Annotated in this window: 26 protein-coding genes and 1 other RNA gene; 14 read left to right on the top strand and 13 right to left on the bottom strand. The window is 64.8% G+C overall.

Going from position 1 to position 19,721, the window contains the following annotated elements; all coding sequences use genetic code 11:
* Positions 1-31 precede the first annotated feature (31 nt).
* The 7 genes from DBW_RS15840 (at position 32) to DBW_RS15810 (ending at position 4,212) form a co-directional block, all read left to right on the top strand.
* On the top strand, positions 32-742 hold the full coding sequence (locus DBW_RS15840; protein WP_066728787.1) for a zinc ribbon domain-containing protein: 711 nt from the start codon (positions 32-34) through the stop codon (positions 740-742).
* Positions 743-757: 15 nt separating this feature from the next.
* Positions 758-1,142, top strand: an RNA gene (gene rnpB / locus DBW_RS15835) — RNase P RNA component class A.
* Between the two features lie 68 nt (positions 1,143-1,210).
* The gene (locus DBW_RS15830) at positions 1,211-1,774 is read left to right on the top strand and encodes a hypothetical protein (protein WP_066728785.1); all 564 of its coding nucleotides are present in this window, start codon (positions 1,211-1,213) and stop codon (positions 1,772-1,774) included.
* Positions 1,775-1,822: 48 nt separating this feature from the next.
* Complete coding sequence (locus tag DBW_RS15825) at positions 1,823-2,851, top strand: TIGR00730 family Rossman fold protein (RefSeq protein ID WP_066728783.1); 1,029 nt, start codon at positions 1,823-1,825, stop codon at positions 2,849-2,851.
* Positions 2,852-2,857: 6 nt separating this feature from the next.
* Positions 2,858-3,118 carry a hypothetical protein gene (locus DBW_RS15820; protein WP_066728781.1) on the top strand — a complete coding sequence of 87 codons (261 nt, stop codon included), beginning with the start codon at positions 2,858-2,860 and terminating at the stop codon, positions 3,116-3,118.
* A gap of 60 nt (positions 3,119-3,178) precedes the next feature.
* On the top strand, positions 3,179-3,781 hold the full coding sequence (locus DBW_RS15815) for a Slp/YeaY family lipoprotein (RefSeq protein WP_066728779.1): 603 nt from the start codon (positions 3,179-3,181) through the stop codon (positions 3,779-3,781).
* 170 nt (positions 3,782-3,951) lie between these two features.
* Positions 3,952-4,212: a hypothetical protein gene (locus DBW_RS15810; protein WP_066728777.1), complete on the top strand. Its 261-nt coding sequence runs from the start codon at positions 3,952-3,954 to the stop codon at positions 4,210-4,212.
* 73 nt (positions 4,213-4,285) lie between these two features.
* Here DBW_RS15810 and sucB read toward each other — a convergent pair whose 3' ends face one another.
* Both sucB and DBW_RS15800 read right to left on the bottom strand, forming a co-directional pair.
* Complete coding sequence (sucB, locus tag DBW_RS15805; RefSeq protein WP_066728775.1) at positions 4,286-5,440, bottom strand: dihydrolipoyllysine-residue succinyltransferase; 1,155 nt, start codon at positions 5,438-5,440, stop codon at positions 4,286-4,288.
* Between the two features lie 50 nt (positions 5,441-5,490).
* On the bottom strand, positions 5,491-8,175 hold the full coding sequence (locus tag DBW_RS15800; protein ID WP_066728773.1) for a 2-oxoglutarate dehydrogenase E1 component: 2,685 nt from the start codon (positions 8,173-8,175) through the stop codon (positions 5,491-5,493).
* Between the two features lie 215 nt (positions 8,176-8,390).
* Here DBW_RS15800 and DBW_RS15795 point away from each other — a divergent pair, with 215 nt between their 5' ends.
* Positions 8,391-8,720, top strand: coding sequence for a hypothetical protein (locus DBW_RS15795; RefSeq protein WP_066728771.1), 330 nt, complete (start codon positions 8,391-8,393; stop codon positions 8,718-8,720).
* An 89-nt stretch (positions 8,721-8,809) separates the two neighbouring features.
* Here DBW_RS15795 and DBW_RS15790 read toward each other — a convergent pair whose 3' ends face one another.
* The 9 genes from DBW_RS15790 to rd all read right to left on the bottom strand — a co-directional run bounded on the left by DBW_RS15790 (position 8,810) and on the right by rd (position 13,853).
* A complete protein-coding gene (locus DBW_RS15790) occupies positions 8,810-9,736 on the bottom strand; it encodes a L,D-transpeptidase family protein (protein ID WP_066728770.1) in 927 nt (308 codons plus the stop codon).
* A gap of 5 nt (positions 9,737-9,741) precedes the next feature.
* On the bottom strand, positions 9,742-9,936 hold the full coding sequence (locus DBW_RS15785) for a hypothetical protein (RefSeq protein WP_066728769.1): 195 nt from the start codon (positions 9,934-9,936) through the stop codon (positions 9,742-9,744).
* A gap of 5 nt (positions 9,937-9,941) precedes the next feature.
* Positions 9,942-10,430 (bottom strand): DUF3124 domain-containing protein, encoded by a 489-nt coding sequence (locus DBW_RS15780; RefSeq protein ID WP_066728768.1) that lies wholly within the window; start codon positions 10,428-10,430, stop codon positions 9,942-9,944.
* A gap of 82 nt (positions 10,431-10,512) precedes the next feature.
* Positions 10,513-10,917, bottom strand: a complete 405-nt coding sequence (locus DBW_RS15775; protein WP_066728767.1) for an acyl-CoA thioesterase — start codon at positions 10,915-10,917, stop codon at positions 10,513-10,515.
* 17 nt (positions 10,918-10,934) lie between these two features.
* Positions 10,935-11,927 carry a thioredoxin-disulfide reductase gene (gene trxB, locus DBW_RS15770; protein WP_066728765.1) on the bottom strand — a complete coding sequence of 331 codons (993 nt, stop codon included), beginning with the start codon at positions 11,925-11,927 and terminating at the stop codon, positions 10,935-10,937.
* Positions 11,927-12,793 (bottom strand): lipoyl synthase, encoded by an 867-nt coding sequence (lipA, locus tag DBW_RS15765; protein ID WP_066728763.1) that lies wholly within the window; start codon positions 12,791-12,793, stop codon positions 11,927-11,929. The genes trxB and lipA overlap by 1 nt, the downstream gene beginning before the upstream one ends.
* On the bottom strand, positions 12,786-13,466 hold the full coding sequence (gene lipB, locus DBW_RS15760) for a lipoyl(octanoyl) transferase LipB (protein WP_066729879.1): 681 nt from the start codon (positions 13,464-13,466) through the stop codon (positions 12,786-12,788). Before lipB ends, lipA begins: the two co-directional genes overlap by 8 nt.
* Positions 13,467-13,471: 5 nt before the next feature.
* Positions 13,472-13,660 (bottom strand): ferredoxin, encoded by a 189-nt coding sequence (locus DBW_RS15755; RefSeq protein ID WP_066728761.1) that lies wholly within the window; start codon positions 13,658-13,660, stop codon positions 13,472-13,474.
* A gap of 34 nt (positions 13,661-13,694) precedes the next feature.
* A complete protein-coding gene (gene rd / locus DBW_RS15750; RefSeq protein ID WP_066728754.1) occupies positions 13,695-13,853 on the bottom strand; it encodes a rubredoxin in 159 nt (52 codons plus the stop codon).
* Between the two features lie 267 nt (positions 13,854-14,120).
* Here rd and DBW_RS15745 point away from each other — a divergent pair, with 267 nt between their 5' ends.
* Both DBW_RS15745 and DBW_RS15740 read left to right on the top strand, forming a co-directional pair.
* A complete protein-coding gene (locus DBW_RS15745) occupies positions 14,121-14,816 on the top strand; it encodes an AzlC family ABC transporter permease (RefSeq protein WP_231875347.1) in 696 nt (231 codons plus the stop codon).
* Positions 14,813-15,139 carry an AzlD domain-containing protein gene (locus DBW_RS15740; protein ID WP_066728751.1) on the top strand — a complete coding sequence of 109 codons (327 nt, stop codon included), beginning with the start codon at positions 14,813-14,815 and terminating at the stop codon, positions 15,137-15,139. Before DBW_RS15745 ends, DBW_RS15740 begins: the two co-directional genes overlap by 4 nt.
* 89 nt (positions 15,140-15,228) lie before the next feature.
* Here DBW_RS15740 and elbB read toward each other — a convergent pair whose 3' ends face one another.
* Both elbB and DBW_RS15730 read right to left on the bottom strand, forming a co-directional pair.
* Positions 15,229-15,891, bottom strand: a complete 663-nt coding sequence (gene elbB, locus DBW_RS15735) for an isoprenoid biosynthesis glyoxalase ElbB (RefSeq protein WP_066728749.1) — start codon at positions 15,889-15,891, stop codon at positions 15,229-15,231.
* A 92-nt stretch (positions 15,892-15,983) separates the two neighbouring features.
* Positions 15,984-16,577, bottom strand: a complete 594-nt coding sequence (locus DBW_RS15730; protein ID WP_066728747.1) for a helix-turn-helix domain-containing protein — start codon at positions 16,575-16,577, stop codon at positions 15,984-15,986.
* A gap of 143 nt (positions 16,578-16,720) precedes the next feature.
* On the opposite strand from DBW_RS15730, the gene DBW_RS15725 reads away from it, so the two are divergent.
* From DBW_RS15725 to pgeF, 4 genes are all read left to right on the top strand, one after another.
* The gene (locus DBW_RS15725; RefSeq protein WP_066728745.1) at positions 16,721-17,470 is read left to right on the top strand and encodes an HAD family hydrolase; all 750 of its coding nucleotides are present in this window, start codon (positions 16,721-16,723) and stop codon (positions 17,468-17,470) included.
* Between the two features lie 114 nt (positions 17,471-17,584).
* Positions 17,585-17,854 carry a hypothetical protein gene (locus DBW_RS18645; protein ID WP_066728744.1) on the top strand — a complete coding sequence of 90 codons (270 nt, stop codon included), beginning with the start codon at positions 17,585-17,587 and terminating at the stop codon, positions 17,852-17,854.
* On the top strand, positions 17,855-18,850 hold the full coding sequence (locus tag DBW_RS15715; RefSeq protein WP_066728742.1) for an RluA family pseudouridine synthase: 996 nt from the start codon (positions 17,855-17,857) through the stop codon (positions 18,848-18,850). It abuts the gene before it with no gap.
* Between the two features lie 15 nt (positions 18,851-18,865).
* Positions 18,866-19,669, top strand: a complete 804-nt coding sequence (pgeF, locus tag DBW_RS15710) for a peptidoglycan editing factor PgeF (RefSeq protein WP_066728740.1) — start codon at positions 18,866-18,868, stop codon at positions 19,667-19,669.
* Positions 19,670-19,721: the final 52 nt, after the last annotated feature.

The raw sequence follows: 19,721 nt of genomic DNA, 5'->3' as shown, positions 1-19,721 counted from the left end.
CAGACCATACGCAGAGAATGGAGGTACACACGTGCAAGAAGAGCTGGAACTGCTCAAGGAGCTGCAGGAGCTGGACAGGACGCTGCACCAGGCCCGGGAGAAGCGGGAGGTGCTGGAGCGCGAACAGGCTACCTTGACGGCCGACCTCGACCGCATCCAGGCGATGGTCGACACCCTTGACGCCAATCTCGAGGAGTTGCGCGATCAGCGGGGCGACCTCAACCAGGCCTTGAGTGTCGAGCAGGAGAACATCAAAAAGGCGGAAGGACGTCTGCCGGCGATCAAGACCCAGAAGGAATATGTCGCGGTCCTCAAGGAGATCGACACCGCCAAGAAGCTGACCAAGGATCTCGAGGACCGGGTCCAGGCTACGGCGACGGAGGTCGCTGCCGTCGAAAAGGACCGGGAGGAGAAGGCGACGGAATGTGCCGGCCTCAGTGCCAGCGTCGAAGCCCGCCGCCAAGAGATCGCGGCGGCCCTCGCCGAGTTTGACAAGACCCTCGGCGCCGGCGATGGCCGGCGCAATGAACTGCTCGGCGGCTTGCCGACGCCGCTGCGCAAGCGCTACCAGATGCTGCTTGACCGTCGCCACGGGGTCGCTGTCGTCGAGGCGCGCAACGGCACCTGTCTCGGCTGCAACATGCACCTGCCGCCGCAGCTCTTCAACAGCCTCTTTACCTCGGCCGAGGTGCTGAGCTGTCCCCATTGCAACCGGCTGCTCTTCCTCGGAGCGACCGATTAGCAACAGATTTTGGTCGGAGAGGTCCAGATGATCGCCGGCTCCTTCGGGGGCGGGAGGAAAGTCCGGGCTCCGCAGGGCAGGATGGTCCCTAACGGGGACCGGGGGCAACCCCAGGGAAAGTGCCACAGAGAGGAGACCGCCTGCCGGCGCCTTGGGCAATGGCAGGTAAGGGTGAAAGGGTGAGGTAAGAGCTCACCAGTGCCGGCGGTGACGTCGGCAGCTCGGTAAACCCCATCCGGAGCAAGACCAAATAGGGGAGCGTTCGAGGGCGGCCCGTCCGAGGCTCCCGGGTTCGGTCGCTGGAGGCCGTCGGCAACGGCGGTCCTAGAGGAATGGTCATCGCCCCGCCGGTGGGTAACCGCCGCGGGGAACAGAACCCGGCTTACGGCCCTCTCCGGCCAAGTTCATTGCCGCCGGTATCTCTCCCGAGGTGCCGGCGGCTCCTTTTCACCTGATTGCCAGGAGACCATGACCCGTCGGAACCAAAGGGACGAGGAAGAGATCTGGTGCCGGACCCTCGCCGCCGTGCGCAGCGAACTGGCGGCCTTGCCGTTGGCCGAGCGGTCGTGGCTGGAGCGGCAGCTCGCCCGGATCGCTACCCTTCAGGAAAGGCTCCACGCCTTCTTCCTGGCGGCGGACGGACCGGAGCTGTGCCGTGCCTGCGACGGCGCCTGCTGCGGCTGCGGGCGCAATCATCTGACCCTGGGCAACCTGCTGGCGATCCTTCTTGCCGGCAGGGAACCGCCCGTCCCGGACTGGTCGGCCCCCTGTCCCTGGCTGGCGGCCGACGGCTGCCGGTTGCCGGTCGCCTGGCGGCCGTTCAACTGCGTAAGTTTCGTCTGTGAAGCGGTTGAAGAGCGCCTCGCCGATGTCGACCGGGAGAGCTTCTACCGCCTTGAGCGGGAACTGCGCGCGGGCTACGATGCCCTCGCCCGGCGTTATCCGGGGGGCGGCCGCCAGGGCCTGCTGCTGCGCGCCGAGCGCCTCGGCCTGCGGGGATTTTTATCCGACCCGGGCGCGCCCGTGGTATAGTGACAGCGGCCAACCGAATGCTCGGCTGGCCGGTGGCAAGGAGCTTTCATGGAATTGCATTTCTCCCGTTCCAACGGCGAGGTCGACGAGCGGATCGACGAATTGTTGCGGCTGGTCGGTGTCCACCACCCGGCCCTGGTGCGCGAGATGGTGATCAGCGCCCTCAAGTCCGGGCACGAGATCGACTATCTCGCCGATCTCAAGCTGCTGCGCACCACCATGAAAGAGATGCGCTACACCAGCAAGATTTTCGGCCCCTACCGGGGGCGCAAAAAGGTGACGATCTTCGGTTCGGCGCGCACCGCTCCCGAAGAGCCGATCTATCAGAAGTGCGTCGAGTTTGCCCGGCTGCTGACCAGTCACGGCTACATGACCATCACCGGCGGCGGTGGCGGCATCATGCAGGCGGGGAACGAGGGGGCCGGCGCCGAGAACTCCTTTGCCGTCAACATCCGCCTCCCCTTTGAACAGGAGACCAATCCGTTCATGGAGGCGAGCAAGAATGTCATCACCTACAAGTATTTCTTCAACCGCAAGGTCGCCTTTCTCAAGGAGGCGGCGGCCGTGGCCCTCTTCCCCGGCGGCTTCGGCACCCTCGATGAGGCGATGGAGATCATGACCCTGGTGCAGACCGGCAAGAACCCGCCGATCCCGCTGGTGATGATCGATGACGACGAAGGGGATTACTGGGAAAACTGGTTCCAGTTCGTGCGCAAGACGCTGCTCAAGAAAGGGCTGATCTCCGGCGAGGACTTCAGCCTCTTCACCATCACCCGGGATCCGGTCGAGGCGGTAAAAATCATCGATGATTTTTACCGGATCTACCACTCGATGCGGTTTGTCGGCACCACCCTGGTCATGCGCCTGAACCAGCCCCTCGATTCGGAACAGCTCGGTACCCTCGAAAGTGAGTTCAGCGAAATCCTGCAGCCCGGCAGTCATCTGCGGATTACCGGCGCCCTGCCGGAGGAGGCCGACCAGCCCGACCTGCTCCATCTGCCGCGCCTGGTCTTTGATTTCAACCGGCGCAGCTTTGGCCTGCTCAAGGCCTTTATCCGGCGTCTTAACGCCTTCTGAGTGCCGATGAACTTTACCGAACAGCAGCGCCTGCACCTCGAAAAGCTCAAGGAGATCACCCGCTGCGACAAGAAATATGTCTGCCTGGAGCTCCCCCGCGAAGAGCTCTGTGCGGCCCGTGATCTTGGCATGGAGCACTTCCTCGAATGTCTGGTCACTGCCCGCAAGAAGTGCCGCCATGCCTTCCCTTTCGGCAAGGGGCGTTTCTGCCGCTGCCCGATCCGGGTTTACCTGGAAAACAGCCATGGGGAGAGGCGCCCCGCGTGAGAAGCACCGGGAATTGACGTCGGCCGCCGGCAGGATAAACTGGGAGCAAGGGAGGTTCTCATGTCGCGACATTTCCTACTCACGCTCCTGCTGGTTGCGCTGGCTGTGCAGCTCGGCGGCTGCGCCCAGGTTCTCTCGCCGGCCGCCCTGGCCAAGGTCGACCGCGGTCTCGATTTTGCCGAGGTCAAGAACGACCCGCAGGTGCACCTCGGCCAGACCCTGCTCCTGGGCGGCCTGATCGTCGACAATCGCAGCGATGCCGACGGCACGACGCTCGAACTGCTGCGTTACTTCACCGACCGTTGGGGGCGCCCGACCGGCCCGGACGAGACGGGGGGGCGTTATCTGGTGCGTAGCGCCCGCTTCCTCGATCCCGAGCTCTACCGCAAGGGCCTGCTTGCGACCCTGACCGGTAGCGTTGCCGGGGCCCAGTCCGCCACCTTGAATGGCCGGGATTTCACCTACCCCCTCTTTACCCTGGAAGAAATCTACCTCTGGCGGACGCCTGACCCCTGGTATGACCGGCCAGGAGATCGCTTTGCCAATCCCTACGCCCCCTGGCCCTACGGTTATGATTACGGCTGGGGTTATCCCTGGCCCTACTGGTACGGTCCTGGTCCTTACTGGTATGGAGGCGGCATCTGGCTTCACTACGACGATTGAGCCGGGAGATTCCGATCCGTGGGCGGGTTTTGCGATGGTCCTTCTGGATGCCGTAACCCCATGATTTTCGGCCAGCCTGGCGATCGGGCGCAGGCGGTCCACCAGGTCGTCGTCAAGCTCCGCCGGGAGTTGCTCCTCCCCTGCCCCTTCCCCATGGCGGAGATTTTTTTGTGTCCCGACTTTTCCTCCTTGCGTTGGTCGTCGCCGGCCTTGTCAACTACCTCTGTTCCCTTCATATCCTGCGGGTGATGGCCAAGAGTGGGGCGAGGATCGGCCGCTTCGAGATTCGCTGGCAGGTCCATAAACACCTGGCCAGCTACCGGCAGCTGACCCTGGAGCGGGACGGACGGGTCGGTCTCGCCTGGTACGGTTACCGGGTCAGCCTCGGCCTGCTGGTGCTCTTTCTGGTCCTGCTGCTGCTCTCCCTTTGACGGACGGCACCAGGACGAAGGCCCCCGGCATTCACTGCCGGGGGCCTTCGTCAAAGCAGGTCGGTCGCAGCGGTTAGAGCTCGAGCAGCATCTCCTCCGGTTCCTCGACCAGTTCCTTGATCCGTTTCAGGAAGGTGACGGCCTGACGGCCATCGATGATGCGATGGTCGTAGGAGAGGGCGAGGTACATCATCGGCCGGGCCACGATTTCGTCATCGATGACCACCGGGCGCTGCTGGATGGCGTGCATGCCGAGGACCGCGCTCTGCGGCGGATTCAGGATCGGCGTCGACAGCAGGGATCCGTAGGTGCCGCCGTTGCTGATGGTGAAGGTCCCCCCCTCAAGGTCGGCCAGGGCGAGCTTGTTCTCCTTGACCTTGGTGGCGAAGGCGCTGATCTGTTGTTCGATGTCGTTGAAGTGGAGGCGATCGGTGTTGCGCAGCACCGGGACGACCAGGCCTTTTTCGCCGCCGATGGCGACGCCGATGTCATAAAAGTGCTGGTAAACGATGTCGTCGCCATCGAGACGGGCGTTGACGTCGGGGAACTGGCGCAGCGCTTCGGTCGCCGCCTTGACGAAAAAGGACATGAAGCCGAGCTTGACGCCGTGTTTCTTTTCGAAATCGGCCCCATGTTTCTTGCGCAGGGCGATGACCCGGGTCAGGTCGGCTTCGTTGAAGGTTGTCAGCATGGCGGTCTGCTGGCGGGCGGCGAGGAGCCGTTCGGCAATCCGCCGGCGCAGCGGTGACATCGTCTCGCGGGTGGTGCGTCCTGTGTCCTGCGGCGGTGCTGGGGCCGGGCCGGTCTCGCGGTTGTCGGCGGCCGCTCGCGGAGGGGCCGGCGGCGGCGACGGTTCCGGACTCGGTTTCTCCACCGGGGGCAGTTTGTCGGGCTTCTCGGTTTTCCCTGGTTTTTCCGCCTTTTCCGCCTTCTCAGGCTTCTCAGGCTTCTCCGCTTTGTCAGCTTTGCCGGCTTTGCCGGCTTTTCCCGGCTTCTCCGGTCCTTCCTCGATCTCGCCGATGACCGCGCCGATCTTGACTGTCTCGCCGGTCTGCGCCTTGATGCGCAACACCCCGTCGGCCTCGGCGTTCATTTCGAGGGAAATCTTGTCGGTCTCCAGTTCGCAAAGCAGATCGTCCTTGTGGACGGTCTCCCCATCCTTTTTGTGCCATTGACCGATTTCCGCTTCGAAGATCGATTCACCGACCTCGGGGACCTTCAACTCCATGCCATCCTCCGCGTGCTGGGGGGTTCGGGTGCTGTCCGTGAAACCTGGTGTTAGCCGTCGATCGCCTCGTTGACCAGGCGTTCCTGTTCCTGCTTGTGCAGGCGGTGCGATCCGACTTCCGGCGCGGCAAGGCGGGGGCGGCCGACGTAGCGCGGGCGGGCCCCGGTCACCTTGGCGAGCAGGTCGTGGATGAAGTTCCAGGCGCCCGCATTCTTCGGTTCCTCCTGCACCCAGGTAAAGCGGCATTTCTGCTTGATATACGGGGCCAGAATCTCTTCGAGTTCTACCTGCGGGATCGGGTAGAGCTGTTCGAGGCGGATAATGGCGACCTCCTCCCGTTCCAGCTCGCTGCGTTTGGCCTCCAGGTCGTAAAAAACCTTGCCGCTGCAGAGGAGGACTTCCTTGACCTTCTTCGGCGGTTTTCCCGGCGCGATGACTGGCTGGAAGCTGCCGTCAACCAGTTCCTCCAGGGTCGAGCGGCAGGCAGGCAGGCGAAGCAGGCTCTTCGGGGTGAAAACGATCAGCGGGCGCCGGAAGGGGAGCTTGACCTGGCGCCGCAGCAGGTGAAAGAACTGCGCCGGGGTGCTGGGATAGACGACCTGGAGGTTGTGGTCGGCGCAGAGCTGCAGGTAGCGTTCGATGCGGGCGCTCGAATGTTCCGCCCCCTGCCCCTCGTAGCCGTGGGGGAGGAAGAGGACCAGGCCGCTGGAGCGGTCCCACTTGGTCTCGCTGCTGGTCAAAAACTGGTCGATGATGACCTGGGCGCCATTGGCGAAATCGCCGAATTGCGCCTCCCAGATGGTCAGCCCGTGCGGTGTTTCCAGGGAGTAGCCGTACTCGAAGCCGAGAACTGCGGCTTCGGAAAGCATGCTGTTGTAGACCCGGAAGACCGAATCGTTGTCGGTGACGGTGACCAGGGGGACGTATTGCAGACCGTTCTCGATGTCGATAAGAACGCTATGGCGATGATTGAAGGTGCCGCGGCGCGAATCCTGCCCGGAAAGCCGCACCGAGTGACCTTCGGCGAGGAGATTGGCATAGGCGAGGGTTTCGGCATTTCCCCAGTCGAGGTCATTCCCCTGTTCCACCGCCTCGAGACGTTTTTCGAGCAGTTTGGCAATCTTCGGGTGGGGGTGGAAATTTTCAGGAATGACGGCGAGTTGCCGCGCCAGTTCCCGCAGCCTGGTGGCCTCGACTGCGGTCGCTGGCCGCGCCGGCGACCAGCTGCGCTCGATGCTGCTCCACTTGCCGCGAAAACCGTGGTCAGGGTCCTGGTTGCCCCCCTTGGCCAGGGCTTCCTCGAGCCTCGCCTCGGTCGCCTTCGCGGGCGCTTCGATCTCCTCCGGTTCGAATCCCTGGTCGAGCAACGTCTTTTCATAGAGCTCGTGAACCGGTGGCCTCGCCTTGATCTTGTCGTACATCAGCGGCTGGGTAAAGTAGGGTTCGTCCCCCTCGTTGTGCCCCTGGCGGCGAAAGCAGATGACCTCGATGACGACATCCTTGGCAAAGGTCCGGCGGTAGTCGAGGGCGAGTTCGGCCAGGTAGGTGGCGGCTTCCGGATCTTCGCCGTGGACATGGAAAATCGGCACCATCAGCATCTTGGCGATGTCGGTAGCATAAAAGGTCGAGCGGGCGTCGTGGGGTGCGGTGGTGAAGCCGATCTGGTTGTTGAGGACAACGTGGAGCGTGCCGCCGGTGCCGTACCCTTCAAGCTGCGAGAGGTTGAGGGTCTCGGCGACAACCCCCTGGCCGGCAAACGCGGCATCGCCGTGGATCAGCACCGGCAGGACCAGTTGCGGGCCGTCGGCGCCGTAATGGTCCTGGCGCGCCCGCGCCTTTCCCACCACCACCGGGTCGACCGCCTCGAGGTGGCTGGGGTTGCTGGCCATGGTCAGGTGGATCCGGTTGCCGGCAGCCGATTCGAAGTCGCTGGAGAAGCCCTTGTGGTATTTGACGTCCCCTTCGCCGACGAAGTTGTATTGCAGGTTGTCCTGGAACTCGGCAAAGATGGTGGCGAAGGGCTTGCGGAAGATGTTGGCCAGGACATTGAGGCGGCCGCGATGGGCCATGCCAAGGACCAGGTCGCGACAGCCAAGGGCCGCCGCCTTCTCGACTACCGCGTCAAGCAGCGGGATGATCGTTTCGCCCCCTTCCAGGGAGAAGCGTTTCTGCCCGAGAAAGTTGCGGTGCAGAAAGGTCTCGAAGAGGGTTGCCTCCTGCAGCTTGGCGAGGATCTTCAGCTGGCGCGGACGCTCAAAGCGCGGCCGGTTGCGGATCGGTTCCATCCGGTCCTTGAGCCACTGGCGCTCAGCGGGGTCCTGGATGTGCATGAACTCGACGCCGATGGTGCGGCAGTAGGTGTCGCGCATCACCGCCAGGATTTCACGCAGGGGCGCCCGATCCCTGAGGAAGCGCTTGACGGTGAATTCGGTATCGAGGTCCTCTTCGCTGAGGCCGAAACTCTCCAGGTCGAGCAGCGGGTGACTGGACCGGCAGGGGGAGAGGGGATCGGTGCAGGCAAGCAGGTGGCCGAGGTCGCGGTAGCGATAGAGGAGGGACTGAACCGCCGCTTCCTTGAGGGCTTTGGCACTCCCGGCCGCCGACGTCGGGGTGCCGACCAGTTCAAACCCGCTGAAAAAGGCCTGCCAGTCGGCGCTGACCACGCTGGGGTCCTGGCGCCAGCGCCGATATTGATCATCGAGCCATTGGGAGCTGATATTGTTGAGGATGTTCATCACCACTCCCGGGGTTGGCAACTGGCCATACAGAAGTCCCGGCCGGGGCCGGGACGGCATATACAGGGCTTCATTATAACAGTCCCCTTCGACTGCGCAAATCGTCCCGGGCGCATTTCTGGGGCGCTATTTTTTGTCTCGCGTTGACAGTTGCCGGAAATCTGTTTTCATTTACAGAAACCAACGCTGAAACCCATTCCAAGGAGGATTACCCAATGCCCAAGTTCATGTCGATGATCGCAGCTGGTTGTGCCGGTCTCCTGCTTCTCGCCGGATGTGCGGCCCAACTTTCCACCGAGGAGCGTGCTCTGGTTGATCAGGCGATTGCCGCCGGTCAGAGTGCCGCCGCCTCGTCCGAGAAGGCCGACGCTGCCGCCAACCGCGCCGACGCTGCCGCCAGCCGTGCCGTCAGTGCCGCCAGCAAGGCCGAGGCCGCCGCCCAGGCCGCAACTGCGGCCAAGGATCAGGCCGAGTCTGCCGTCTCGATGGCGGCACAGAGCGCCGAAAAGGCGACCAAGGCTTTTGAGATGGGCCAAAAAAAATAGCAGAAGCAATAGGTTCGCCAGCAGCAGTAAAAAAGCCGCAACCCCTTCACCCGGGGTTGCGGCTTTTTTACTGCTGGTTCCGGATGCCGTCAGCGCCCTGCATCTTGTTCGGTAACGGCCGGAACGAGCGTCACCACCCCCGTTGCTGCCTTCAGTACCTCCCTCTGGGCCGGGGTCGGGTCGGGCAGCGCCGCCGGCCAGGCGCGCTGGTCAGCTCCGCCGGGTTCGCTGAAACGCTTGAGGTAGTCGTCATGGATCTCCAGTAACAGCCCTTGTTCCGTTACGCCAACTTTGTACGGCTGGTAAAGAATGCGCACCGGGGTGCCGATGGCAACCCGCGCGGCGAGATGGGCGATGTCGTCGGCATAGAGTCGGATGCAGCCGTGGCTGACCCGACGCCCGACTCCGTAAGGCCGGTTGGTGCCGTGCAGGCCGACCCTTGGTGCGGAGAGACCGAGCCAGAAGCGGCCGAGGGGATTGTCCGGACCTGGTGGCACCCTCTTTGCCAGCTCCGGCTTCTCCTCCCGCAGGCTGTCCGGTGGGGTCCAGATCGGGTCGAGAACCTTGTTGACGATGGTGTATTCCCCTTCCGGAGTCTCCCAGTCCGGGCGCCCGAGGCCGATGGGATAGATCCGTACCCGCCAATTGTCGCCACTCGCCTCGGCCAGGTACAGACGGAACTCGGCGAGGTTGATGGTGATCCCCGGGGCAATCCCGGCCGGCAGCAGGGCGGCATAGGGGAGGATGATCTCACGGCCGACGCCCGGCAGCCAGGGATCCCGGATGCCGGGGTTGGCTGCAACCAGCGCCTGAAAGCCGAGCCTGGCGCGCAGGCCGATCTCCATCAGGGTCTCGCCGGGGCCGATGACGTAGGGGCGGTCGTGACCGATTTTCACCCCGGGACGGAGTTCGGCGACGGTGCCTTCGGCCGCCAGCCGTGGATACCAGGCGGCGGCAGGTTGGGCCGCGCAGACCAGGAACGCGAAGCACAGAAGCGGGCAGATCGAACGGAACATAGCGGTCAGCAGCGCTCGAAGAGCATCAGGTAAAGATGGTCAGCGACGGCAAGGGGCGGTTGCGGACGAAATCCCCAGGGGGCAATGAGCGTTTCGAGCTGCGCCGGGGCGAGGCGGAGGGCGGCAAAGAGCCGTGCGGGATCGATCAGGTCAAAGCTGCTCTTGCCGGCGGCAATCGGGTTCTGGTGGCGGGAGGACATGGGCGCTACTTCGAAGAGGTCTCGGCGATGACCCGTGCCGGACTGATGAAGGAGATCCCCTGGCCGGAGCGGGCGCCGATCATTACCGCTTCGACCACCGGCGGCTGCACCGGTGTCGCCGCCTGCCAGCGGACGATAAAGCTGGCGCCGAAGCCACCACTGGTATCGGTCTCCTTGATATAGATGCTGTGGCTGGCCAGGGGAGCGAGTTCCAATGGTTTGACCAGGTGCTGCTGAAGGCGCTTTCCCGCCGAGTCGTAGTAGTCGGCCGCGAGGATGCGCAGCGGTTTTTCCGGGTCACAGTTGCGCAGGCTGAGGGTCGCGGCCAGATTGAAGGGAAGACCGCGGTCGCCACTGAAGACGTGGGAATAGACCGGAACGTAAAGGGTCTGCCCCTGGCTGAGAGATTCGGCCTGGCTCGGTCCTCCCGGCAGACCGAGGCCGAGCAGTAGCAGAAGGGTCAGGAGCGCTTGGCGAAGGGGAGGAAGGTTCATGGTCACCTCGTGGCTGGCCGGTTCGGGCCCAGCGGAAACGGAGCAGCGCCACTCCGGCTGGAGTAGCGGTAAAGAGCCGGGGTCAGGACCCGCTGGTCGCGCCAGCGGGGAGGAGCGAGTGGCGTGGCGGCCCCGGGGGGAGCTCGAGCTTGTGTCCTTCGGCATTGACCCGGACAAAGGTGATACGGGTTGAAAAAACCCGGTGCTCGTGACTGGACCCGGGGGCGTCGGCCCAGACCTCGACACTGTAGTTGACCGAGGTTCGCCCCTGGCGGCAGGGAAGGATGACGAAGCGCAGGATCGAACCGTTGTCGACCGGTTCACGAAAGACGATGTCGTCCATCGCCACCGTGACGAAGGTGCAGCCCGGGAAGTCGCGCGAGGCCACCAGCCAGGCGAATTCATCGACCCACTTCAGCAGCGCCCCCCCGAACAGGAAGCCGTGGTGGTTGAGATGCTCGGGGCGAACCAGGGCAAAGGTCTCCATCCGATTACTCCTTGCCGTCAGGCGGGCGGGCGCGGTCCGAATTCGAGGGAGCAGGCCTTGCCTTCCCCCTGGTCGGCGAGACATTCGAGGTAGCGTTCGGCCTGGATTGCCGCCATGGCGCCACTGCCGGCCGCGGTGATCGCCTGGCGGAAGTGGGGGTCCTGGACATCGCCGGCGGCGAAGACCCCCGGGACGCTGGTGGCGGTGAAGTTGCGGGTGATGATGTAGCCCTGGGCATCCAGTTCGAGCTGATCGCGGAAGAGCTCGGTATTCGGCGTGTGGCCGATGGCGATGAAGATCCCGTCGCAGGGGAGGACGTACTCCTCGCCGGTGCCGACATGCCGCAAGCGGGCGCCGGTAACCCCGCTCTGCTGGTCGCCGAGAATGCCGCTGACAACGGTATCCCAGCGCCAGTGAATCTTGTCGTTTTCCATCGCCCGCTGCTGCAGCAGCGGCGTCGCGCGCAGGCTGCCGCGGCGATGAACGACCGTTACCTTGCGGGCAAAGCGGCTCAGAAAGGAGGCCTCTTCCAGGGCGGTGTCGCCGCCGCCGACCACCACAACCTCCTTGTCCCGGTAGAAGAAGGCATCGCAGGTGGCGCAGACCGAAACCCCCCGCCCCATCAGCGACCACTCGTTCTCCAGGCCGAGCATTTTGGGGGAGGCACCGGTCGAGATGATCAGCGTTTTTCCGCGGTAACAGTCCTCCCCCACCCAGACCCGGAACGGCGAAGCATCGAGTTCGACGCGGGTTACCGTCGCTGTCAGCAGGTTGCCGGTGAAGCGGCGCACCTGCTGCTCCATGCGCTGCATCAGCTCGTTGCCGTCGACCCCCTCGGGAAATCCCGGGTAGTTGTCGACCGTCGTCGTCGTGGTTAACTGTCCCCCCGGTTGGGCGCCCTGGATGAGGAGCGGACAGCAGTTGCTGCGCGCCGCGTAGAGGGCGGCGGTGAGCCCCGCCGGGCCGGAACCGAGAATGATATAGCGGTGCACATCGGTCAGGTGATCCATCAAGGAGCCTCGCTGAATTGGCGGTCGGCATGATAGGAGGAGCGGACCAGCGGGCCCGCCTCGATATGGCGGAAGCCGAGGGGGAGCAGCTCCGCGCGCAGCTCGGCGAATTCTTCCGGCGCGACGTAGCGTAGCACCGGGTGATGCTGGCGGGTCGGCGCCAGGTACTGGCCGAGGGTGAGGTAGGCGCAGCCGGCGCTACGCAGGTCCCTGGCCACCGCCAGCAGCTCCGGGCGGGTCTCCCCCAGGCCGAGCATCAGTCCCGACTTGGTCGGGATTTCCGGCGCCAGCCGGCGGGCCGCGGCCAGCAGACCCAGGGAGCGCCGGTAATCGGCCCCCTGACGCGCCGCCGGGTAGAGCCGGGGGACCGTCTCGAGATTGTGGCCGAGCAGGTCGGGTGCGGCAGCGAGAAGGGTTGCCAGGGCGGTCTCGTCGCCGGCCAGATCGGGGATCAGCAGTTCGATGCGGCAGCCTGGGGCTGCCGCGCGAATCGCCGTCGTCACCGCCGCAAAAGCGGCGGCGCCACCATCGGCGAGGTCGTCGCGGGTCACCGAGGTGATCACCGCGTGGCGCAGGCCGAGCTCGGCCACCGCCGTGGCGACTTTGGACGCTTCGGCGGGGTCGGGGGGGAGCGGCGTGCCGGCGCTGACGTTGCAGAAGGCGCAGTCGCGGGTGCAGCGTTCGCCGAGGATCATGAAGGTTGCCGTCCCCTGGCTCCAGCACTCCCCCTGGTTGGGGCAGGCGGCGCTGCGGCAGACGCTGTGCAGCCCCTGCTCGCGATGGTAGCGATCGATGCGTGCATAGTTGGCGCCGCCGGGGAAGCGGACCTTGAGCCAGTCGGGTTTGCGCAGGGGTCGCTTATTCATGGTCTCCAGCGTAATCGATTTGCAGGATGTTGGCAAAGGCGGTGATCAGGGCCTCCTCCACCGCCGCCCATTCTGGCGGCCGACCGAGCTCCCCGGCCAGGGAGGTCATCCGCACTCCATGCAGGCCGCAGGGGACGATGAGGTCGAAACCGGTGAGGTCGGCGCTGAGGTTGAGAGCGAAGCCGTGCCAGGCAATCCAGCGCCGCACCGCGATGCCGATCGAGGCGATCTTGGCGCCGCCGACCCAGACCCCGGTCTTGCCCGGCAGCCGTTCGCCGGGGACGCCGAAGCGCGCGAGGGTGACGATCAGCACTTCTTCCAGTTCACACAGGTAGCGGTGCAGGTCGCGACCGCGGCGATTCAGGTCGACGATCGGGTAGCCGACGAGCTGGCCCGGGCCATGCCAGGTGACGTCTCCACCGCGGTTGCTGGCGGCTACGGTCACGCCGCGACGGACAAGTTCGGCGACCGGTAGCAGGAGATGGTCACCGTCGCTTCCTCGTCCCAAGGTGATCACCGGGTCATGTTCGAGAAGAATCAGCAGGTCTTCCCCGCCCCGGCAACGGGCGGCGACCAGTTCCTCCTGCAACCTGAGCCCATCCTGATAGGACAGGCGTCCCGGGCGCAAGGTGCGAAAGCTGGCAGTGCTCGGGACGGCGGCGGGGCGAGCCATGCGGCCTAACGCCAATGGATGCAGGCGACCGGACAGGCGTCCATGACCTCCTGAATCTCATCCTCGCTGGCGCCGGTCGGATTGTAGACCTCGGCGAGGTCTGCCTCATTCATGCGAAAGACGCCGGGGAGGGTGTCAATGCAGAGGGCGCAGCTGATACAGACTTCCTGGTCGACATAGGAGGTGCGGGCCATGGGGGCTCCTCTTGACAGCGAAAACGCTGGGCCTTCAGACCTTTTCGAAGTTGCTCTTGTCGGCTCCACACAGGGGGCAGACCCAGTCGTCGGGGATATCTTCAAAGGCGGTTCCGGGGGCGACCCCGTTGGCCGGGTCGCCTTCGGCGGGGTCATAGATATAGTCACAGATCAGGCAGCGGTACTTGTCCATCGGGGCCTCCGTGCATGGGGGTTGGTGGTTGATTTCAGAGGCCTCTATTGTAGTCGATCTGCCAGCGCTGGCAAGCGCTGCGGTGGGGGCGACCCGACAATTCATCATTCAAGTTCCGCGGGAGATGCGATATAAAGGTATCCTTCCGGCCCGACTTCCGACCCCTGCGCCCGGGAACCCCTGGTCCGGACGGCAGGGAGTAAAAGCTTCCCTCAACCCCTTCCCCCGGTTGCCTGTTGCATGCGGTGGCCGGCAGTGAGGTCGTCGTTGCACGGTAAGGCAAATTCGATTTTGCACGACGGCCTGGCGGCGGCATGGCCGATCTGCTTCGGCTATTTCCCGATTGGCCTGGCGCTCGGCGTCCTGGGTCAGCAGGCCGGTCTCGGCCCGGCCGCGGTCGCCCTGATGTCGGCCCTGGTCTTTGCCGGCAGTGCCCAGTTCATCGCCGTTGCCATGCTCGGCAGCGGCGCCTCGGTCACAGCGATCATCCTGACGACCTTTATCGTCAACCTCCGCCACCTGCTGATGAGCTCGGCCCTTGCCGTCCCCCTGCGCGGGGTCTCCCGCCCTTTTCTGCTCCTCTTCGCCTACGGCATCACCGATGAAAGCTTCGCGGTCAACATGACCCGCTTTCGGCAGGGCGCCTGGGACCGCTGGCGGGCCCTGGTGGTGCATCATGCCGCCAACTCCAGTTGGATCGCGGCCACCCTTCTCGGTGCCCTGGTGGGGAACCTGATCCCGCAGGGGGCATTCGGCATCGATTATGCCTTGCCGGCGATGTTCATCGCCCTGCTGGTGCTGCAGCTGCGCAGTCGGATTCATCTTTTGACCGGCCTTTTCGCCGCCGCCGGCGCGGTAGGATGGAAGCTGCTGGTACCCGGCGGCACCTACATCGTCGTTGCCGCCGTCGCGGCCGCTACCGCCGGCTATCTGCTGCGCCGTCGCCGCGAGGTTCGGCGATGAGCCCGGTCGGATACCTGCTGCTCCTGCTCGGCATGGGGGCAGTGACCTACCTCCCGCGGCTGCTGCCGCTGCTCTTTCTCTCCCAGCGCACTCTGCCGCGCTGGCTGGTGGAATGGCTGGAGCTGATCCCGGTGGCGATTCTTGCCGCCCTGCTCGCGCCGGCCCTGCTGGTCGATGACGGCGCCGGGCGCATCGACCTGCTACGCCCACAGCTTTGGGTTGCCGTCCCGACCTTTTATGTCGCCTGGCGGAGTCGTTCCCTCGGTGGGACGGTCGTTGCCGGGATGGGGCTCTTCTGGCTCCTCGGCTGGTGCGCCGGTTAGCGGGGCGCCGCTGGCGTTTTCTGATGAAGAAGGGCGGCGGATCCCGGGATCCGCCGCCCTTGTGGCGCCATCGTTCTGAAAGGGGAGGCTTAGATCAGCGCGAGGAGCTCTTTGACCGTCTTTTCGATGCCGTCGGCCGCTTCGCTGATGCGGCCGGCGAGCATATAGGCGGGGGAGGTGACGATCTTGTTCTTGCGGTCGATGACGAACTCGCGAACCGGGCAGTCCTGGTGGGTGGCGCCCATCGTCTCCAGCGCCTCGGCGGTCGCGGCGTCCGTCCCGATCGTTACCGTCGGGGTGAGCTTTTCGCCGCCGAGGACCCGCGCCACCAGCGCCGGGGCGATGCAGACCGCGGCGAGGGGCTTCTTCGCCTGGATCGTCTCGCGCAGCAGCCGGGAGACCTCGGGGTTGACATCACACTCGGCCCCCTTGACGGCAAAATTGCACAGATTCTTGGCGGCGCCGAACCCGCCGGGGAGGATCAGGGCGTCGAAGTCGGTGACCCGCACCGTCTTGATGTCGCGGATCTGGCCGCGTGCGATGCGCGCTGATTCGACCAGGACATTGCGGCTCTCGCCGGCGGCGACCTCGCCGCTGAGGTGGTTGACGACATGCATCTGCGCCACGTCGGGCGCCATGCAGACCGCCTCGGCGCCGGCCCGGTCGAGAGCCAGCAGGGTGATGACCGCTTCCTGAATTTCGCTGCCGTCGTAGACGCCGCAGCCGGAGAGGATGACACCGACTTTTGCCATGACAAAAACCTCCGTGCTCGAGGGATGGGGCAGGGCAGGGGACTGGAAAAGAGTAGAAAATTGGCCGCGGATGTCAAGGGTTCCGGTTCAGTTCAGTCCCGGGAGTAGACCACCGCGACCGCCCGCGGCCGTTTGCTGCCGACGGCGACATAGCCATGGGGTTCGGTGGAGTCGTAGTAGACCGAATCGCCGGGGTGCATGGTCATGACCTGCTCGCCGTAATGGAGTTCGAGATCGCCCTCCAGCAGAAACAGGAACTCTTCGCCCTGGTGGCTGACCAGCAGTTCCTCCTGCCAGTCGCGGGCGTCAAACTCAACCAGGAACGGCTCCATGTTGCGCTGACGCTTGCCGGCAGCGAGGGAGTGGTAACGGTAGGGGGGGGCGGCGGGGTCGCTGTTGCCGCGGCGGGGCTGGGGCTGGCGATCGGCGGCGCGCACCAGGATACACTTTTCGCTGTCCCCTTCCTCCTGGAAGAAGTGGTGAAGGTTGACCCGCAATGCCTTGGCGATGCGCAGCAGGGTGGCGAGGGGCGGGATCACCTGGTCGTTCTCGACCTGCGACAGCAGCGGCTTGGAAAGACCGGTCCCGTCGGCGAGCTGCTGCAGCGTCAGGCGCTGTTCCTGGCGCAGGCGCCGGACCTTGCGGCCGATCTGCAGTTCCTTGACTTCTTCGCGAATGTTATCCATAGCCTGGCCTCGCAGGGGTTTGACAATTTACTACCTGCGGCGGGGGGTGAAGTCAAGGTCTTTGTCGCGCCTTGCGACGCCGGCTGGGTTTTCTCCTCCGGCTGTGCTATTCTCCCCGGACTCCCCGAGGAAGGCGAACAATCATGGAACCGGACCGGCACCTCTCCACCCTGCGCGGTGTACTCTTCGACCTCGACGGCACCCTGCTGCAGGTCGACATGGGCGAATTTATCCCCGCCTATATCGGCCGGCTCGGCAGCCATTTTGCGGACCAGGTGGCGCCGGATCGCTTTGCCCGGACGCTGCGCGCCGCGATCCACGCCCTGCTCGCCGGTGAGGGGGAGGGGAAGAACAATGAAGAGCGTCTGCTGGCCATTCTGGAGCAGCAGACCGGGCTCGCCGCTGCGCACTTTTTCGACCGTTTCCAGGCCTTTGTGAGCGACGGCCTTGCCGAATTGGCCCCGTTGGTAAGGGGACTGCCGCTGGCTCGGACAATCCTGCAACGGGCCTTTGACCGCGGGCTGAAGGTGGCCATTGCCACCAACCCGGTCTTCCCCCGGGCCGTCGTCGCGGCCCGGCTGGCCTGGGGCGGACTTGCCGAATTCCCCTTTGACCTGGTGACGACTATCGAAAACAGCCGCTACTGCAAGCCGCAGCCCGACTATTTTCGGGATGTCGCCGCCGAAATCGGCCTTGCGCCGGAAGAGTGCCTGATGGTCGGCAACGACACCAGTCATGACCTCGCCGCGCGCCAGGTCGGCATGCCGACCTTCCTGGTCGATACCTGGCTGGTCGATCGCAACAACGGCCATTTTGCCTGTGACTTCCGCGGTGGCCACCCGGACCTCTTCCGTTTCCTGGGCCGGCTCGGCGCAAGCCGTCGAATGAATTGACAGAATCGTGATTTTCCGCTAGTCTGCGCACTGGTTGCGACAGTGGCAGGGCCGTGGCTACCGACGGCCGGCGGACTCTTTGTAAACCGCCAACCTTCAATCAGGGGAGGATGCATGGCCAGGCTTGTGGACAATCCCGATCTCGCCTTCCGCTTGGCGCGGGCGATTGTCTCGGATATCGCCCTCTACAACCAGGAGAAGGTCCGCGACGGCATCAAGAACGACAATATTTTCGATCTGCTGGCGGAAGAACTCCAGGAAGGCCGGGAACATTTCAACGGTCGGGTCTCGCCGGAGATGAAGGAACGCGACCACCTCTTCGACCGCGCCGTGGTCGATGTCATGATCCGCCAGGCTGGAAAGATCGAAAGCTCGATCTGGTAGATGCCCGCCCATCGCCTCCTTGAGTTTCCCCCGGGGCGGGCCCCGGAGCGGCTCGACCGCTTCCTGGCCGAGGCGCTCCCCGAGCTGACCCGCTCCCAGCTTAAACGATTGATCGACGATGAGCAGGTCCTGCTCGCCGCCGCCCCGGTCAAGGCCGGATTGAAATTACGCGGCGGTGAACGGCTCAGTGTCAACCTGCCGCAGCCCCAGCCGCTTGCGGCCCAGCCGGAAGCGATTCCGCTTACCGTCCTTTACGAAGACGCCCACCTGATCGTGATTGATAAGCCGGCCGGGTTGGTGGTGCATCCGGCCCCGGGACACCAGGGCGGTACCCTGGTCAATGCCCTGCTGCACCACTGTCACGATCTGGCCGGAATCGGCGGCAGCCTGCGCCCGGGTATTGTCCACCGCCTCGACAAGGAAACCTCCGGGGTGCTGGTCGCCACCAAGGACGATGCCACCCACAACAGCCTTGCCCGCCAGTTCAAGCTGCACACCATCAACCGTCGCTATCTGGCCCTGGTTCATGGCTGCCCGGAGGCGGAGAGCGGTACCATCGATCAGGCCATCGGCCGCCATCCGGTCGAACGCAAGAAGATGAGCAGCGCCACCCGCAGCGGACGCCGCGCCGTGACGCACTGGCGCGTTCGCGAGCGTTTTTTCGGCCCGCGCCTCGCCCTGCTCGAACTGCGGCTCGAAACCGGGCGTACCCACCAGATCCGGGTCCATCTCTCGGAGCAGGGATTCCCGGTGGTCGGCGATCCGGTCTACGGTCGTCCGGGGCGCTTGCGCAACACCGCCGACCCCCAGTTGCGGACAATGCTCACGCAATTGCACCGCCAGTTTCTCCATGCCCGGTTGCTCGGCTTCGTACACCCGGTCACCGGCAGCTACATGGAGTTTGAAAGCCCGCTGCCGGAGGACCTTGCCGGCATTCTGGCCTACCTCGAAAAGATCTCCCGGAGCGCCGCCCAGGGGGCGACGCCCCCCGACTGAACGGAGTCTGCCACCATGAAACTTGCCCGTCAGGGAAAGATCAACTACCTGCAACCATCCTGGGCCGCCGGGGCGCATCCGGTTCAGGCCGGGTTTACCACCCGCAACGGCGGGGTCAGTCGGCCGCCCTTCAATTCGCTGAACCTGGGACTCAACACCGAGGATCTGCGCTCCAGCGTGGAAGGGAATCGCTCGACCCTGGCCCGCGCCTTTGGGTTGCAACCCCACATGCTCCTCACCGTGAAGCAGGTGCATGGCAGCGATATCCTGGTTATCGACCAGCCCAACCCCGATCTCTCCCATTTCCTCGGTGTCGAGTGCGACGCGATCATCACCGACCGTCCGGGGATCATGATCGGGGTTCTTGTCGCCGACTGTTTTCCGGTCCTCCTCTATGATCCGCAGCATCAGGTGGCGGCCGCCGTTCATGTCGGCTGGCGCGGTGCCGCCGCCGGCATTATCGGCCGCACGGTCGCCTCGATGAGTAACCTCTTTGGTTGCCGCCCCGAGGAGCTGCAGGGGGCCATCGGCCCCGGCATCGGCAGCCACCGCTACGAGGTCGACCGCCCGGTCCGGGAAGCGTTTCGCAGTGGCAGTGGCCATTGGGAGGCGATCGCCAAGGAGATCGGGCTTGGCAAATGGCACCTCGATCTGCGCGCCAGCTGTCAGCTGCAGTTGGAGGAAGCCGGCCTCGCCGGGCAGCGGATAACGGCGGTGGAGGAGTGTACCTGCTGCCACCGGGAGCTCTTTTTTTCCTATCGTCGGGACAACGGCCAGACCGGGCGGCAGCTCGGCTTTATCCGTTTGCAACAACGCTGACGCTTTGCACCGGCTCCGTTGCCGGCGCCAGGGCGGGGGGAGACGAGAGATT

It is taken from the genome of Desulfuromonas sp. DDH964, assembly GCF_001611275.1.
GTDB lineage: Bacteria > Desulfobacterota > Desulfuromonadia > Desulfuromonadales > DDH964 > DDH964.
The sequence above is the reverse complement of the archived record's forward strand: the minus strand, read 5'-3'. Positions and strand labels throughout refer to the sequence as shown.